This is a genomic window from Halothiobacillus diazotrophicus, from assembly GCF_001663815.1.
Classification (GTDB): Bacteria; Pseudomonadota; Gammaproteobacteria; order Halothiobacillales; family Halothiobacillaceae; genus Halothiobacillus; species Halothiobacillus diazotrophicus.
Window position 1 is genome coordinate 1076111 of the sequence record NZ_CP016027.1, and the last position, 13860, is coordinate 1089970.

Sequence of the window (13860 nt, forward strand, 5' to 3'; positions counted from 1 at the left end):
ATCTGCCTGAAGACATTCCTGCATGTACGTCGGCCCCTAGCGAGAACACCATGAAGAAACTGCGCCGACTTCCCCGCCTCGACACGAACCCGCCGCGGCAGGTCAAGAAGATCCGCCGCGACTACAAATCCTGGGTCGCCAATGAAACCCTGGAAGACTACGCCCTGCGCTACGCGGCACAGGACTTCAGGAAGTGGTCCGTCTTTCGCGTGGCAAATACCGCTTTCGGTGCCGTCTCTTTCCTGGCCCTTGAGGCGATCGGCGCCGCGCTCACCGTGCAGTACGGCTTCATCAACACGTTCTGGGCCTGCCTCGCCGCCTCGATTCTGGTGTTTCTGACCGGCCTGCCCATCGCGCACTATGGCGCCAAGTACAATCTCGACATGGATCTCCTCACCCGAGGCGCCGGTTTCGGTTATATCGGATCCACCATCACTTCCCTGATCTACGCCTCGTTCACCTTCATCTTCTTCGCCATCGAGGCGGCAATCATGGCGCAGGCGCTGAACCTGTATCTGGGGGTGCCGATGACGCCGTCCTATCTGTTCAGCGCCTTGATCGTCCTGCCGCTCGTCGGCTATGGCATCACGGTAATCAGCCGCCTGCAGATGTGGACCCAGCCGCTCTGGCTGCTGTTTCTGGTCCTCCCCTATCTCTGCATTCTCTGGAAGGATCCCGAGGCGTTTCACCGGCTCATGTCCTTCGGTGGCAATCTCGGCGTGTCCGAGTTCAACCTGCTCGCCTTCGGCGCGTCGACCAGCGTGGTGCTGGCCCTGATCGCCCAGATCGGCGAACAGGCCGACTATCTGCGTTTCATGCCCCAGAAAACCGAAGCGAACAAGCGGGCCTGGCATCTGGGCATCCTGATTTCCGGTCCAGGCTGGATCACGGTGGGCATGGTCAAGCTGCTCGCCGGCGGGCTCCTGGCCTACCTGGCCCTGAGTTCTGGGATCAGCTCCGCCCAGGCCGTCCAGCCGGCAGTGCTCTACGAACTGGGCTTCGGTTATGTCTTCGACTCCCCGGTGGCCGTGATACTGGCGGCCACGTTATTCGTGGTGATCTCGCAGATCAAGATCAACGTCACCAACGCCTATGCCGGCTCGCTCGCCTGGTCCAACTTCTTTGCCCGCCTGACGCACAGCCATCCCGGTCGCGTGATCTGGCTGATCTTCAACGTCCTGATTGCCCTGATGCTGATGGAGGTCGGCGTGTTCGAGGCGCTGGGCGACGTGCTCGGCATCTACTCGAACATCGCGATCGGCTGGGTCGGTGCGATCGTGGCGGATCTCATCATCAACAAACCGCTCGGACTGAGCCCCCCGGGCATCGAATTCAAGCGCGCCCATCTGTACGACATCAACCCGGTGGGCATCGGTGCCCTGTTGATCGCCTCGACGCTGTCCATCATCGCCTACACCGGCGTGTTCGGCCCTCTGGCGCAGGCCTTTTCGGCTTTCATCGCGCTCGGTACCGCCTTTGTCGTCGCCCCGCTGATCGCCTGGCTGACCAAGGGTCGCTACTACATCGCCCGAGAACCGGAACCCACGGGCAAGAAGCAGACGCAGCGCTGCGTGGTCTGCGAAAAGGATTATGAAACCAACGACATGGCGCTCTGCCCGGCCTACCGCGGCGCCATCTGCTCCCTGTGCTGCACGCTGGACGCCCGCTGCCACGACATGTGCCGCCCCGGCGCAGGCCTGCAGGAACAGTTCATCGCCCTGCTGAACTACCTGCTACCCCGCAATCTGGCAGCCCGCATCAATACCCGATTGGGGTACTACCTGCTCCTGATGCTGGTGGTCGCCGGCGTCCTGAGCACCGTGCTCTCCCTGATCTACTGGCAGCAGACCCATCATCTCTCGGCAACCGACGCCCTCTTGTTCGAGGGGCTGCTGGTCAAGCTGTTCGTGGCCCTCATGGTGCTGGCCGCCGTCGGGGGATGGTGGCTCGTGCTCACGGTGGAGAGTCGCTATGTGGCACAGGACGAGTCGAATCGCCAGACGCACCTGCTGATGAACGAAATCGAGGCCCACCGCAAGACCGACGCCCAGCTGCAGAAGGCGATCGAGGAAGCCGAACGGGCCAACCAGGCCAAGAGCCGCTATCTTGCCGGCATCAGCCACGAACTGCGCACCCCGCTCAACAGCATTCTCGGCTACGCGCAGATCGTCGAACACGATCCGGCCGTGCCGCGCCAGCGACGGGACGAAATGAAGGTCATCCGCCGCAGTGGCGAACACCTGGTGTCATTGATCAACGGTCTGCTGGACATCGCCAAGATCGAGGCAGGCAAGCTCACCATCGAACCGGAGGAAGTGGACTTTCCGCAGTTCGTGACCCAGTTGGCCGACATGTTCCGCCTGCAGGCCAGCGAAAAGCACATACGCTTCAATTTCGAAATCATGGACGAATTGCCGACGGTGGTCCGCGTCGACAAGAAGCGCCTGGGACAGGTGCTCATCAATATCCTCGGCAACGCCATCAAGTTCACGAACGAAGGCCATGTGACCTTCCGGATTTCCTACCGGAGCGAAACCGTGCGCTTCGAAATCGAGGACACGGGCATCGGAATCTCCGAAGCGGATCGAAAGCGGATTTTTCTGCCCTTCGAACGCGGCAGCAATGCGACGGGACAGGCCGCCAGCGCCGGCCTGGGCCTGACCATCGCGAGCATGCTGGCCACCCTGATGGGCGGGGAACTCACGGTGCATGCCCGTCCCGGCGGCGGCAGCCGATTCCAGTTGCGCCTGCTGCTCACGGCCGTGCGCAACCCGCGGCCCCTGCCGGCGGAAGCCCCTTCCGACATTCTCGGCTACCGGGAGCCCAAGCGCCGCATCCTGATCGTGGACGATCAGCAGATCGACCGCGAATTCCTGCACAGCGTGCTCGCGGCCATCGGCTTCGAGGTCCTGCAGGCCGATTCCGGGATCACGGCCTTGCGCATGGCCGCCGAACATCAGCCGGACATGATCATCCTCGACATCAACATGACTGGCATCGATGGCTGGGAAACCGCCCGACTGCTGCGCACCAACGGCATTTCCGAGGCGCCGATCCTGATCGTCTCCGCCGATGTGCTCGATCGCGGCAAGCCGAACACGGCGGGGATCGCCGCCGAGGACTTCATCGACAAACCGGTGGATATCGGGGTGCTCCTGCAGCGCATTCGCGACAAGCTGCAACTTGAATGGATCACGAACGGCCAGGAATCGGCCGATCCCGCCTCGCCCGCGACCGTGACGCAAACCGTGAATCAGAACATAGCGCCTGACGAGTCCCTCGCTCCGATCCAGACGATACGCCCCCCGTCGACCGACGAGTCGGACGCAATCCCGACGGCCGACGAAGAGTCTCTGGAGGACCTGCCGAGCGTACAGGTGATCCGCGCCCTGCATGAACTGGGCGCACTGGGGTACATTCGCGGCATTCTTGACAAACTCGACGAACTGGAACATGCCCGCCCCGATCTCGCGACGCTGGTACGCGATCTGCGCGTACCCGTCCAGCAGTTCCAGCTTGGCGAGTACCTGAGACAACTCAAGGAATTGGAAGCCAGACATGAACGCACCCAAACCTGAGCGCGGCATCGTCCTACTGGTTGACGATGCCCCGGACAACCTGCGCATGCTGCATGAAGCCCTGCAGAGCCAGGGGTACATGGTGCTGGTCGCCACGGATGGCCAAAGTGCGCTCGACAGCGTGCAACGGCTCCCGCCGGACGTGATCGTGCTGGACGCGCGCATGCCCGGCATGGATGGTTTCGAAACCTGCCGTCGGCTGAAGGAAGGCCTGACCACCCGGGACATTCCGGTCATCTTCATGACGGGCCTGAGCGATACGGAGTACATCATCCAGGGCTTTCAGGCGGGCGGCGTCGATTACGTCACCAAGCCCATCGTCATCGACGAACTCTTGGCCCGGATCACCACCCACATGCACCGGGCACGTCTGGTCACGCATACGCGCTCGGCCATCGACTCGGCCGGTCGAGCCATTCTGGCCTTCGATCCCGACTTCGCCATCACCTGGGCCACGCCGCTCGCCCAACGCCTGGTTCAACCGCTGGTCGACATCCCCGACCATCTGCCCTCGGCGATTCGTCAATGGCTCAAGGAGCGCGATGGGGAAAGCGCCTACCCGCTCTGGCACAACGGCGAGCGTCTGCTCTTCACCCTGCTCGAACCTCAGCTGCTCTGCATCCAGCGTCACGCCGCGCAGGCAGAACCGGACATGCTCGCCCGGATGTTCCAGCTCACCGCGCGCGAGGCCGAGGCGCTGTACTGGGTGACGCTCGGCAAGACCAATCGGGAAATCGGCGAAATCATGCAGATCAGTCCGCGCACGGTGAACAAGCATCTGGAACATGTCTTCGAGAAACTGGGCGTGGAAACGCGCACGGCGGCCGCCGCCCTGGTGCTCAGCCGGACGAGTGCCTGAGCCTGAGCCTGAACCTGAACCTGAACCTGAACCTGAGCCTGAACCGCACCCACCCTGCCCGCCCGGCGATCAGTTGCGCACGGACGCCAGACGCAGGAACAGCCGCGACAACCGCTCGGGCAGATGACGGAGGTTGTCCAGCACGAGGAAATGCCGTGGTCCGAAGATGCGCGCGACATAACGATCCGCACCCGGATCGAGACTGACGCAAAAGACGTGAATCCCGCGACGCTGTGCCTGGAGCACCGCATATCGGGCGTCCAGCAAGAGATGCTCGGGATCGAACACATCGATGTCCGAAGGTTCACCATCGGTGATCACGAGCAGGATGCGTTGCGGTGTGCGTTGGGCACCCAGGGATTCGGTGGCATGACGGATCGCGGCCCCCATGCGCGTGGAATATCGGCCTGACAACCCGCCAAGACGGCTCCTCGCCGCCGCATCGAAGGGCTCGTCAAATCCCTTGACCCGTTGGAAGTCCACCTCATGACGCCCGTGGGAATTGAAACCGGCCAGTGACAGTGCGCTCCCCAGATCCGTCGCGGTTTCCGCCAGCAGCAGGACCGCCTCGCGGGCCAGGGCCAGGATCGATCGACCGCCGGCTTCCGTCGACACATTCACCGACTCGGAAAGATCCAGCAGCAGGGAAAATGCCGGTGCTTCGCCCTCTTCGGGATGCATCCGCGTGAACACGCGCGGATCCGGCTCGATGCCATTGCGGAAATCCGCAAGAGACCGCAGGGCGGCGTCCAGATCCAGTTCGTCCCCCTGCTCCAGTTTGCGCTGTCGCACAAGTTGCCGACTGTGCAGCGCCCCGACGACGCGACGCAGATTCGCGAGTAAGGGCCGATGCCGCGCCAGCACCGACTCCGCCCATCCGACATCGCCTGATGGCGCCAGCCGTTCCTGTACCGTGCACCAGTCGTTTCGCTCGAGCCCCAGACGGGCAAACCACTCGGGATAACGGACAGAGGAAACGGCATCCTCCGCCTGGTTCGGGTGGTAGACCAGCGATGCCTCCAGCGACTCAGTCGCCTCGACCCGGAATCCCGAATCGAATTCGGCACCGCCGCCCGATTGCCCCGATTCGATAAATGCGAGCTGTCGACCTTCACCGGCCTCTTCCATCCGGGCGCCTGCCTGAACGGCCTCGGTGAGGTCGTCGGCCGGCTCTTCCGACAGGGACATCGGTTGTGACTCGACCCAGAGATGGCGATTGTCGTCGCGATAACACGGCAAGGGCGGCACCTGCCCCTCGTCCATGGACAGGCGCATCTGCCCGACATCATGGGCGATGCGCAGCCCCACTTCCCGTGACACAAGGGGATCATCCAGGCGATCGCGGCGCTCCAGAAACAGCGCGATGGCCTTCCGGACCAGAAAATCGTCATCGACGGAGGCTTCCATCAGCAGCAAACCACGACTGATGCGCCACATCAGGGCCGGAAACGGCGCCGGATCCGGCGGTTCGACCGGATGCAGCGCGAGCCACCAGCGCCTGAGACCCGGAAACTGTCGGGCGGCCAGATATTCGACCCGCGCATCCTCCAGAAGCTCGACCATAAACCGCTGTCGCGCGTTCAATTCTTTGGTATCGAACGTTCCGGGGAACTGCAGATGGGCCGCCGCATGGGCGGCCGTGGCGACGTAGACCGTATGTGCCGCGAGCGTCGGTGCGTCGGGCATGCTGGGCGGGAACTGGATTTCTCGGCGCGACAAGCTGGGTTTCACTGGGGCATCCGTCGCATCCGGCGCTGGCTTGACCGTCATGGAGAAGGTTTGCCCCCAGAGTGCGGTCAGATACAGCTGCAGCCGCTGCTGCATGTCGCCAAACGCCAGACGCGGCGGCGTAGCGATCTCGGCCGAACTGTCGTGTTCTAACGTTTCAGACATGACACCCAACCATTCTGGTCGTAGCGCGTTACCGGGCATTTCCCCGGAAATCGTCTGGCCGATTCGGCCGAAATGGAGATGGAAAACATCCCAGGAAATCGTTCGCAAACAGGACATCCTGGGATGCCGCCCACGAGGCGGCGCGGCGCCAAACGACCGGCATGCCGACGGACGGCGTTCCGATCGATCGACGCATCTGCCTGCTGGCTCAACTGGCCAGCAGTTCCTTGAGCGCATCGTCGATGAACTTCACGTCCACCTTATTCATGCCCGGCCCGCCCGCGAAGTGGCCCCAGATCGACGGAATCGGACGGTATTCGGCGTTCGGCATCTTGCTGGCCTCGTACTCGTTGTCTTCCGGCGGGAAGTACAGGTCGGTCTGGCCCGGCATGACGATGGCCTTGGCCTTGATCGCGCCCAATGCCTTCTCGAAATCGCCGTTGTAGATCGGGTTGTTGCTGATGTCGCCCTGCTGCCAGGTCCACAGCATCGCGAGCAGGTTGTTGGCATCCTTCACCAGGAAGAAGCCTTCCCAGAACGCCACCAGGAAGTCCTCGAGCGAGGAATAGCCGTACTGGAGGTACAGCTTCTCGCGGTAGAAGGCCTGGGAAAAACCCCAACCGGCATAGACGCGCGCCATGGCCCGCAAACCTTTCTTCGGCGGCGTGTCGTACCAGCCGTTGTTCCAGGCCGCGTCGGCGGTCAGGGCTGCCTTGACGCTCTCGAGGAACACGAAGTTGTGCACGGAGGTCTTGGCCGAGCCGCAGAACGGCATGATGCGCTCGACCATGTCCGGGAACGAGGCACCCCACTGGAACGTCTGCTGCGCGCCCATCGACCAGCCGGTGACCAGCTTGATCTTCTCGATGCCGAACAGCTCGGTCACCAGGCGATGCTGGAGGTTGACGTTGTCGAAGGACGTGACACCTGGGAAGCGCGCCTGGTTGTAGGGCTCCGGCGTGTTGCTGGGCGAGGAGGACAGGCCATTGCCGAGCATGTTCGGGATGATGATGAAGTACTTGTCCGGATCCAGCGCCATGCCCGGGCCGATCAGCCACTCGTTGTCGTAGTGCTGACCGGAGTACCAGGTGGGATAGACGATGACGTTGTCCTTGGCCGCATTCAGCGTACCGAAGGTCTTGTACGCCAACTTGGCGTCGCGAAGCGTGGCGCCGGATTGCAGCACCACGTCACCCAGTTCGAAAATCTTGTAATCCTGCATGATATCAATCACTCCCGATAATCAGCGTATGGCGGCTTTGCGTGCATAGACGGTCATCAACACCCAATAGGTGATGCCCCCGACCAGCGCGGAAGAAATGGCGGTGGACATGCCCGGCATCCCCTTCTCGACGATGAAGGCGACCACCGAGCCGGCTGCCCAGGCGATGAAGGCCAGCGGACGCCAGTCGGCATCGATGTCGGACCCCGGTCGCTTGAGATACTGGTCGACGATGATGATGGCGCCGATGGGCGGCACGATGATCCCCAGCAGGCTCAACCACTGGATGAAAAAGGCCCAGACGTTGGTCGCGGCGACGATGATGCCGATCACACCAAGGGCGATGGCCATCAGACGCATTTCGCTCCGCAGAATGCGTGACCAGCCGGTGGAGGCGTTATACAGGCAGTGCGAACAGACGGAACCCAGGTTCGCCAGCAGGAACACGAAGGCGATGACCACGAGGAAGCCGGAACCGGAAGACATCATGTAACCGAACATGTTGTCCTTGCCGAAGGGGTTGGCATCCGGCACGGCCAATGCCGCCGTCATGACGCCACCGAGGATCAGGGCAATCATGTTCGCGAACGGGAAGGCGCTGAAGGTCGCTACCAGCGAGCTTTTCTTGTCCTTCGCCCAGCGGTTGAAGTCCGGCGTCACGGTGCCCGCATCGATGAACAGCGCGATGACCATGGTCAGTCCGACGCCGAACGGCAGCAGCTTGTCCGGATGGTTGCCCGGGTAGGCCATGACGGCATCGAAGGTGGTCTTGCTGGAGGCGTCGATGGCTACCCACAATGCAAGCACGACGAACAGCGGCGCGGAAATGATGCCGATCCAGTGCAGACCGCGGACACCGATGAAGGTGATCCCGATGAACAGCGCTCCGGCAATGATCGTCATCACGACGTAGTTGATGTCGTAGGAACTGCTCAACAAGGCACCGGCAATACCCGTCTGTACGGCGTACCAGCCGAGCAGCAACGTCGACAGCAGACCGGACGCGAGCGCATAGCCCTTGCGGCCGAACACGATGCTGGCAAGCAGCGCGAAGTTGAAGCCCTTCTTGGTGCCGAGCAGCCCCAGCAGCCCCACATAACCGAACATGATCAGGTTTCCGATCAATATCGCCCACATGGCATCCTTGAAGCCCATGCCGAGAACCAGCAGCGAGCCCGTCATGGCACCGGTGATGATCATCGGAAAGCCCATCCACACCATGCTCACGGAGAACATGCTGCGGCGCGCCGACATGGGCACAGCGGTATGCTCGTACTCCTTGCCAAGGGCGTGTTCTACTTCTTCCTCGATGTGATGAATTTCGTCGACAAGGTGCTCACCATAGTGGTGGCCCTCCCCTTTTACAGCAGCGGCTTTGTTGTCTTGGGTCATGATTCCGTTTATCCGTAAATTGTTTAATTGATTTGGGCGTGTTGCGTCTGGCAGCACGCCACTGGCTCATGTCAGAGAAAACGGTGTCGAGGATCCGGGGTTACTTGTGCCCGCCGGTTTCCTCGTTCGGGATACCTGCGATCGGGCATTCGGCCGTCCCGGGAGTGGAACGGGTAATCTTCTCGACCTGCTCGCGCGCCTTGGCCGGATCGTTGACCCAAGTGGAATAGAACTCGTACGGGCATTCCTTGACGCCGTTGACGTCGTCGCCGGAATTGGTGAGGCCGGTGTAACCACGGTGCAGGAGCTTGTAGAGGTGGTTCTGGCTCTGCCAGTTCTTGCGCGCGTCGCGGATCTGGGAGACCGAAAGCTCGGCGTACTGGATGCCATATTCTTCTTCGGCACACTCGCCCAGCGTGCGGCCATCGAAACCGACGATCGCGGAGTGACCGAAGTAGGAATAGACGCCGTCGAAACCGGTGGCGTTAGCGACGGCCACGTAGGAGTTGTTCATCCAGGCCATGGCCTTGGCCACGATGACCTGCTGCTCCTTGGACGGATACATGTAGCCCTGGCAGCGGACGATCAGCTCGGCGCCCTTCATGGCGCAGTCACGCCAGATTTCCGGGTAGTTGCCGTCGTCGCAGATGATCAGGCTGACCATCAGGCCCTTCGGGCCTTCGGTGACGTAGGTCTTGCCGCCCGGGTACCAGCCTTCGATCGGACACCACGGCATGATCTTGCGGTATTTCTGGACGATCTCGCCCTGATCGTTGATCAGCACAAGCGTGTTGTACGGGGCCTTGTTCGGGTGCTCCTCGTGACGCTCGCCGGTCAGCGAGAACACGCCCCAGGTCTTCGCCTTGCGGCAGGCCTCGGAAAAGATGTCGGTCTCTTCGCCCGGGATGGTCGAAGCGGTTTCGTACATTTCCTTCGGGTCGTACATGATCCCGTGGGTGCTGTACTCGGGGAAGATCACCAGGTCCATGCCCGGCAGACCCTGTTTCATGCCGACGACCATGTCGGCAATCTTGCGTGCGTTGTCCAGGACCTCGGCCTTGGTATGCAGGCGCGGCATCTTGTAGTTGACGACCGCGACGCCAACGCTGTCGCTACTGGAAGAAATGTCACCATGTCTCATTTGCTGTTACCTCTGACATTGTGGGTTTCATGCGGGTGCAAGGGCCCAGTGGCCCGGTTCGTTCCGGTCCCTTGGTCGTCACTTGCTTGTTCCTTCGTGGCCGGCAAGATGCGCCCTTGCCTTCCCTGACAGGCGAACGAGGAACCCCGTCCACCCATCTGTTTCGAATTACACCGACAGGTATTTGCTGACCTGTTCGGTGTCGACGTTCTCGCGCAGGTCGTCGTGGATGAAATTGCCCTTGTCGATCACGATGATTCGGTCAGCCACCGCCATCGTGAAGCTGAGCACCTGCTCGGACACGATGATGGTGATCTCGCGCATCTTGCGGATCTCGTTGAGGACATTGGCGATGTCCTTGATGATCGATGGCTGGATACCCTCGGTCGGCTCGTCCAGGAGCAGCACCTTGGGGTTGCTGACCAACGCACGGGCAATCGCCAACTGCTGCTGCTGACCGCCGGAGAGGTTGCCGCCCTTGCGGTGACGCATCTCCAACAGCACTGGGAACAGCGAGAAGATCTCGTCGGGAATCTTCTTGCTCTTGGCGGTTTCCAGCCCGGTCTCGATGTTTTCCATCACGGTCATGTGGGAAAAGATCATCCGGCCCTGCGGCACATAGGCGATACCGTTTGCCACCCGTTGGTGCGAGGCCATCTTGGTCACGTCGACCCCGTCGACCTTGATCGAGGAGCCGCCACCAGCCGGGAGCGCACCGATCAACGACTTGAACAGCGTGGTCTTGCCCATGCCGTTGCGACCCATGACCGCAATGGTCTCGTTGGTGTTCGCATTCAGGTCGATGCCGTGGATCACTTCACTCTCGCCGTAGCTCACGGAGAGTCCTGATACTTCAAGCATTTCCAGTTCCTCCGATTAATGGCCGAGATAGACTTCGATCACGCGCGGGTCGTTCTGCACGTGGTCCATGGTGCCCTGCGACAGGATCTTGCCCTGGTGCAGAACGGTGACCTTGTGCGCGATGCGCTTGACGAATTCCATGTCGTGTTCGATCACGATCACCGAACGGTCCTGACAGATCCGGTTGAGCAGGTCGGCGGTCTGTTCGCGCTCGCGCACGCTCATGCCCGCTACCGGCTCGTCCAGCATCAGCAGTTCCGGGTCCTGGATCAGCAGCATGCCGATCTCAAGCCACTGCTTCTGCCCGTGGCTGAGCAGGCCCGCTTCCATGTCCAGCAGATCGGACAGGAAGATCATGTCCGCGACCTCCTTGATGCGGGCCTCGACGTCCGGGGTACGCTTGAACATCAAGGCACCGAAGACGCTACGACCGCGCGGGAAGGAGATCTCCAGGTTTTCGAACACCGAGAGGTTTTCGTAGATCGACGGGTTCTGGAACTTCCGTCCGACGCCGGCACGAACGATCTGGTGCTCGGCCATCTTGGTCAGTTCCTGGTTCTTGAACTTGATCGACCCACTGGTGGCCTTGGTCTTGCCGCAGATCAGGTCGAGCACCGTGGTCTTGCCGGCCCCGTTGGGACCGATCACGACCTGAAGCTCGTTCTTGTCGATGTAGAGGGTCAGTCCGTCGACGGCCTTGAAACCGTCGAAGGAAACCGTGAGGTCCTCGATCGCGAGGACGAAATCGGTATTGCTGCTCATTTCGCGGCCTCCTCTTTCTCAGCCACGGCCGGTGCCGTCACTTTGGCCACAGCAGCCTTTTTCTTGCCACCGATGCCCACCTTGTCGAGGAACCCATCGACGTGCGGCTTGACGTAGGTCTGATACAGACCGGCCAGCCCGTTCGGGAAGAACATCACGACGGCGATGAACAGACCGCCCATCAGGAACAGCCACAACTGCGGGAAGGACTCGGAGAATGCGGTCTTGCCGTAGTTGACCAGCAGCGCGCCGTAGACCGCACCGATCAGCGACATCCGACCACCGACAGCCGCCAGGATCACCATCTCGATCGAGGGCACGATGCCAACGAAGGACGGGGACATGAAGCCGACCTGCAGGGTGAACATCGCCCCACCGATCGCCGAGATCACCGCCGCGAGGGCAAAGATGAAGATCTTGTAGTTGGCAACGTCATAGCCGGAGAAACGCACACGGTCTTCCTTGTCGCGCATCGCCAGCAGCAGGCGCCCGAACTTGGACGTCATGACGAACTTGCTCAGCAGGATCACACCGATCAGCAGCAGGCCGTTGACGTAGTACAGGATGTACTTGGCCGAATTGGTGTTGATGTCCCAGCCATGCATCGTCTTCAGGTCGGTGATGCCGTTGATGCCACCGGTGAAGCCCTGCTGACCGACGATGAGGATGGTCAGAATCGCCGCGACCGCCTGGGTGATGATCGCGAAGTACACGCCACCTACCCGACGCTTGAACATCGCTGCCCCGATGATGTAGGCGAAGATCGCCGGCACCACGAAGATCGCGATGATCGCGAACGTGAGACTGTGGAAGGGCACCCAAAATAATGGCAGCTGCGTGACCTGGTTCCAGTCCATGAAGTCCGGAATGCCGGGCGTGGTCTGCTTGGCGGTACTGATCGGATCGGATGCCTCAAGCTTGAGAAACATCGCCATGCAGTAGCCACCGAGGCCGAAGAACACCCCTTGTCCCAGACTCAGGATGCCGCCATGGCCCCAGAGCAGGACCAGGCTCACCGCCGCGAAGGCGTAGGTCAGGTACTTGCCGACCAGGTTCAGTCGGAAGATATCCAGGAACAGCGGCAGAATCGCAAAGATCAGCAGCGAAAGGACCAACAATCCCAGCGCACCCTGTCTGCCGCCAAGCCATCTTTCGTAAAAGGTACTCATGGTTCTTTCTCCTACCCCTTACTTCCGGACCTTGCTGGCGAACAGACCTTCCGGGCGCAGCATGAGGATCACGATGATGGTCAGCAGAGTGACAACCTTGCCCATCGCGTTGGTCATGAAGAACGTCAGGATCGACTGTGCCTGCGAGATGCTGAACGCAGAGGCAACGGTACCCAGCAGGCTGGCAGCGCCACCGAACACGACCACCAGGAAGGTGTCGACGATGTAGAGCGAGCCACTGGTCGGGCCAGTTGAGGCAATGGTGGTGAACGCCGCACCGGCAACACCGGCCACACCGCAACCCACGGCAAAGGTCATGCGGTCGACCTTCTGGGTATTGATACCCACGGCACCAGCCATCATGCGGTTCTGAGTGGTCGCACGGACCTTGAGCCCCCAACGGGACTTGTACAGCGAGATGATCACGGCCGCAGTCACCAGGATGGTGATGGCCATCACGAACAGCCCGTTGATCGGGATGTCGATGCTCGGCGTCGGCGACCAGGAACCCATCAGCCAATCCGGCAGGGTCGGGCTGACTTCGCGACCACCAAAGGTTGAACGGAAGATCTGCTGCATGATGAGGCTCAGGCCCCAGGTTGCCAGCAGCGTGTCCAGAGGACGTTTGTACAGGTGTCGAATCAATATGAATTCGACGAAATACCCGACGATGAACGCAATCGCGAAGGCCGCGAAGATGGCCACCACAAAGTAGTAGGGCATGAAGGCAGGGAAGTACTGCTCCGTGACCTTCGAGATAACGTAAATCGTGTAGGCGCCGATGGTCATGAACTCGCCATGAGCCATGTTGATTACGCCCATCTGGCCGAAGATGATCGCCAACCCCAGGGCCATCAGCAGCAGAACGCTGAAGAGGCTGAGGCCTGCGAAGCCTTGCATGACCAGGATGGACCCCCAATCCGACCATGAATAACCAAGCAACATGGAAGATTCTCCTGTGCAAAATTGTCTACAGGGCGGGC

10 protein-coding genes are annotated in these 13860 nt (G+C 61.2%); 2 read left to right on the forward strand and 8 right to left on the reverse strand.

Going from position 1 to position 13860, the window contains the following annotated elements; all coding sequences use genetic code 11:
• Positions 1–50: 50 nt before the first annotated feature.
• Both A9404_RS04820 and A9404_RS04825 read left to right on the forward strand, forming a co-directional pair.
• The gene (locus A9404_RS04820) at positions 51–3578 is read left to right on the forward strand and encodes an ATP-binding protein (protein ID WP_066099148.1); all 3528 of its coding nucleotides are present in this window, start codon (positions 51–53) and stop codon (positions 3576–3578) included.
• Positions 3559–4437: a response regulator transcription factor gene (locus tag A9404_RS04825; RefSeq protein ID WP_066099149.1), complete on the forward strand. Its 879-nt coding sequence runs from the start codon at positions 3559–3561 to the stop codon at positions 4435–4437. Before A9404_RS04820 ends, A9404_RS04825 begins: the two co-directional genes overlap by 20 nt.
• 69 nt (positions 4438–4506) lie before the next feature.
• On the opposite strand, the gene A9404_RS04830 is transcribed toward A9404_RS04825, so the two are convergent.
• The 8 genes from A9404_RS04830 to urtB form a co-directional block, all read right to left on the reverse strand.
• Entirely contained in the window at positions 4507–6330 is a 1824-nt protein-coding gene (locus A9404_RS04830; RefSeq protein ID WP_197490435.1) for a nitric oxide reductase activation protein NorD, read from the reverse strand.
• A gap of 208 nt (positions 6331–6538) precedes the next feature.
• The gene (locus A9404_RS04835; RefSeq protein WP_066099151.1) at positions 6539–7552 is read right to left on the reverse strand and encodes an alpha/beta fold hydrolase; all 1014 of its coding nucleotides are present in this window, start codon (positions 7550–7552) and stop codon (positions 6539–6541) included.
• A 21-nt stretch (positions 7553–7573) separates the two neighbouring features.
• Positions 7574–8944 carry a purine-cytosine permease family protein gene (locus A9404_RS04840; protein ID WP_082922743.1) on the reverse strand — a complete coding sequence of 457 codons (1371 nt, stop codon included), beginning with the start codon at positions 8942–8944 and terminating at the stop codon, positions 7574–7576.
• A gap of 100 nt (positions 8945–9044) precedes the next feature.
• Complete coding sequence (locus A9404_RS04845; protein WP_066099152.1) at positions 9045–10085, reverse strand: aliphatic amidase; 1041 nt, start codon at positions 10083–10085, stop codon at positions 9045–9047.
• Between the two features lie 168 nt (positions 10086–10253).
• Complete coding sequence (urtE, locus tag A9404_RS04850) at positions 10254–10946, reverse strand: urea ABC transporter ATP-binding subunit UrtE (RefSeq protein WP_066099153.1); 693 nt, start codon at positions 10944–10946, stop codon at positions 10254–10256.
• Positions 10947–10961: 15 nt separating this feature from the next.
• The gene (gene urtD, locus A9404_RS04855; RefSeq protein ID WP_066099154.1) at positions 10962–11708 is read right to left on the reverse strand and encodes an urea ABC transporter ATP-binding protein UrtD; all 747 of its coding nucleotides are present in this window, start codon (positions 11706–11708) and stop codon (positions 10962–10964) included.
• Positions 11705–12877 (reverse strand): urea ABC transporter permease subunit UrtC, encoded by a 1173-nt coding sequence (gene urtC, locus A9404_RS04860; protein WP_066099155.1) that lies wholly within the window; start codon positions 12875–12877, stop codon positions 11705–11707. Before urtC ends, urtD begins: the two co-directional genes overlap by 4 nt.
• 18 nt (positions 12878–12895) lie before the next feature.
• Positions 12896–13822, reverse strand: coding sequence for an urea ABC transporter permease subunit UrtB (gene urtB / locus A9404_RS04865; RefSeq protein WP_197490436.1), 927 nt, complete (start codon positions 13820–13822; stop codon positions 12896–12898).
• Positions 13823–13860: the final 38 nt, after the last annotated feature.

Excerpts from the sequence above, each read along its gene's own strand:
- A9404_RS04825 (WP_066099149.1), top strand. The coding sequence starts at position 3,559 with ATGAACGCACCCAAACCTGAGCGCGGCATCGTCCTACTGGTTGACGAT.
- A9404_RS04830 (WP_197490435.1), bottom strand. The coding sequence starts at position 6,330 with ATGTCTGAAACGTTAGAACACGACAGTTCGGCCGAGATCGCTACGCCG.
- urtD (WP_066099154.1), bottom strand. The coding sequence starts at position 11,708 with ATGAGCAGCAATACCGATTTCGTCCTCGCGATCGAGGACCTCACGGTT.
- A9404_RS04820 (WP_066099148.1), top strand. The coding sequence starts at position 51 with ATGAAGAAACTGCGCCGACTTCCCCGCCTCGACACGAACCCGCCGCGG.
- A9404_RS04835 (WP_066099151.1), bottom strand. The coding sequence starts at position 7,552 with ATGCAGGATTACAAGATTTTCGAACTGGGTGACGTGGTGCTGCAATCC.
- urtC (WP_066099155.1), bottom strand. The coding sequence starts at position 12,877 with ATGAGTACCTTTTACGAAAGATGGCTTGGCGGCAGACAGGGTGCGCTG.
- urtB (WP_197490436.1), bottom strand. The coding sequence starts at position 13,822 with ATGTTGCTTGGTTATTCATGGTCGGATTGGGGGTCCATCCTGGTCATG.
- urtE (WP_066099153.1), bottom strand. The coding sequence starts at position 10,946 with ATGCTTGAAGTATCAGGACTCTCCGTGAGCTACGGCGAGAGTGAAGTG.
- A9404_RS04845 (WP_066099152.1), bottom strand. The coding sequence starts at position 10,085 with ATGAGACATGGTGACATTTCTTCCAGTAGCGACAGCGTTGGCGTCGCG.
- A9404_RS04840 (WP_082922743.1), bottom strand. The coding sequence starts at position 8,944 with ATGACCCAAGACAACAAAGCCGCTGCTGTAAAAGGGGAGGGCCACCAC.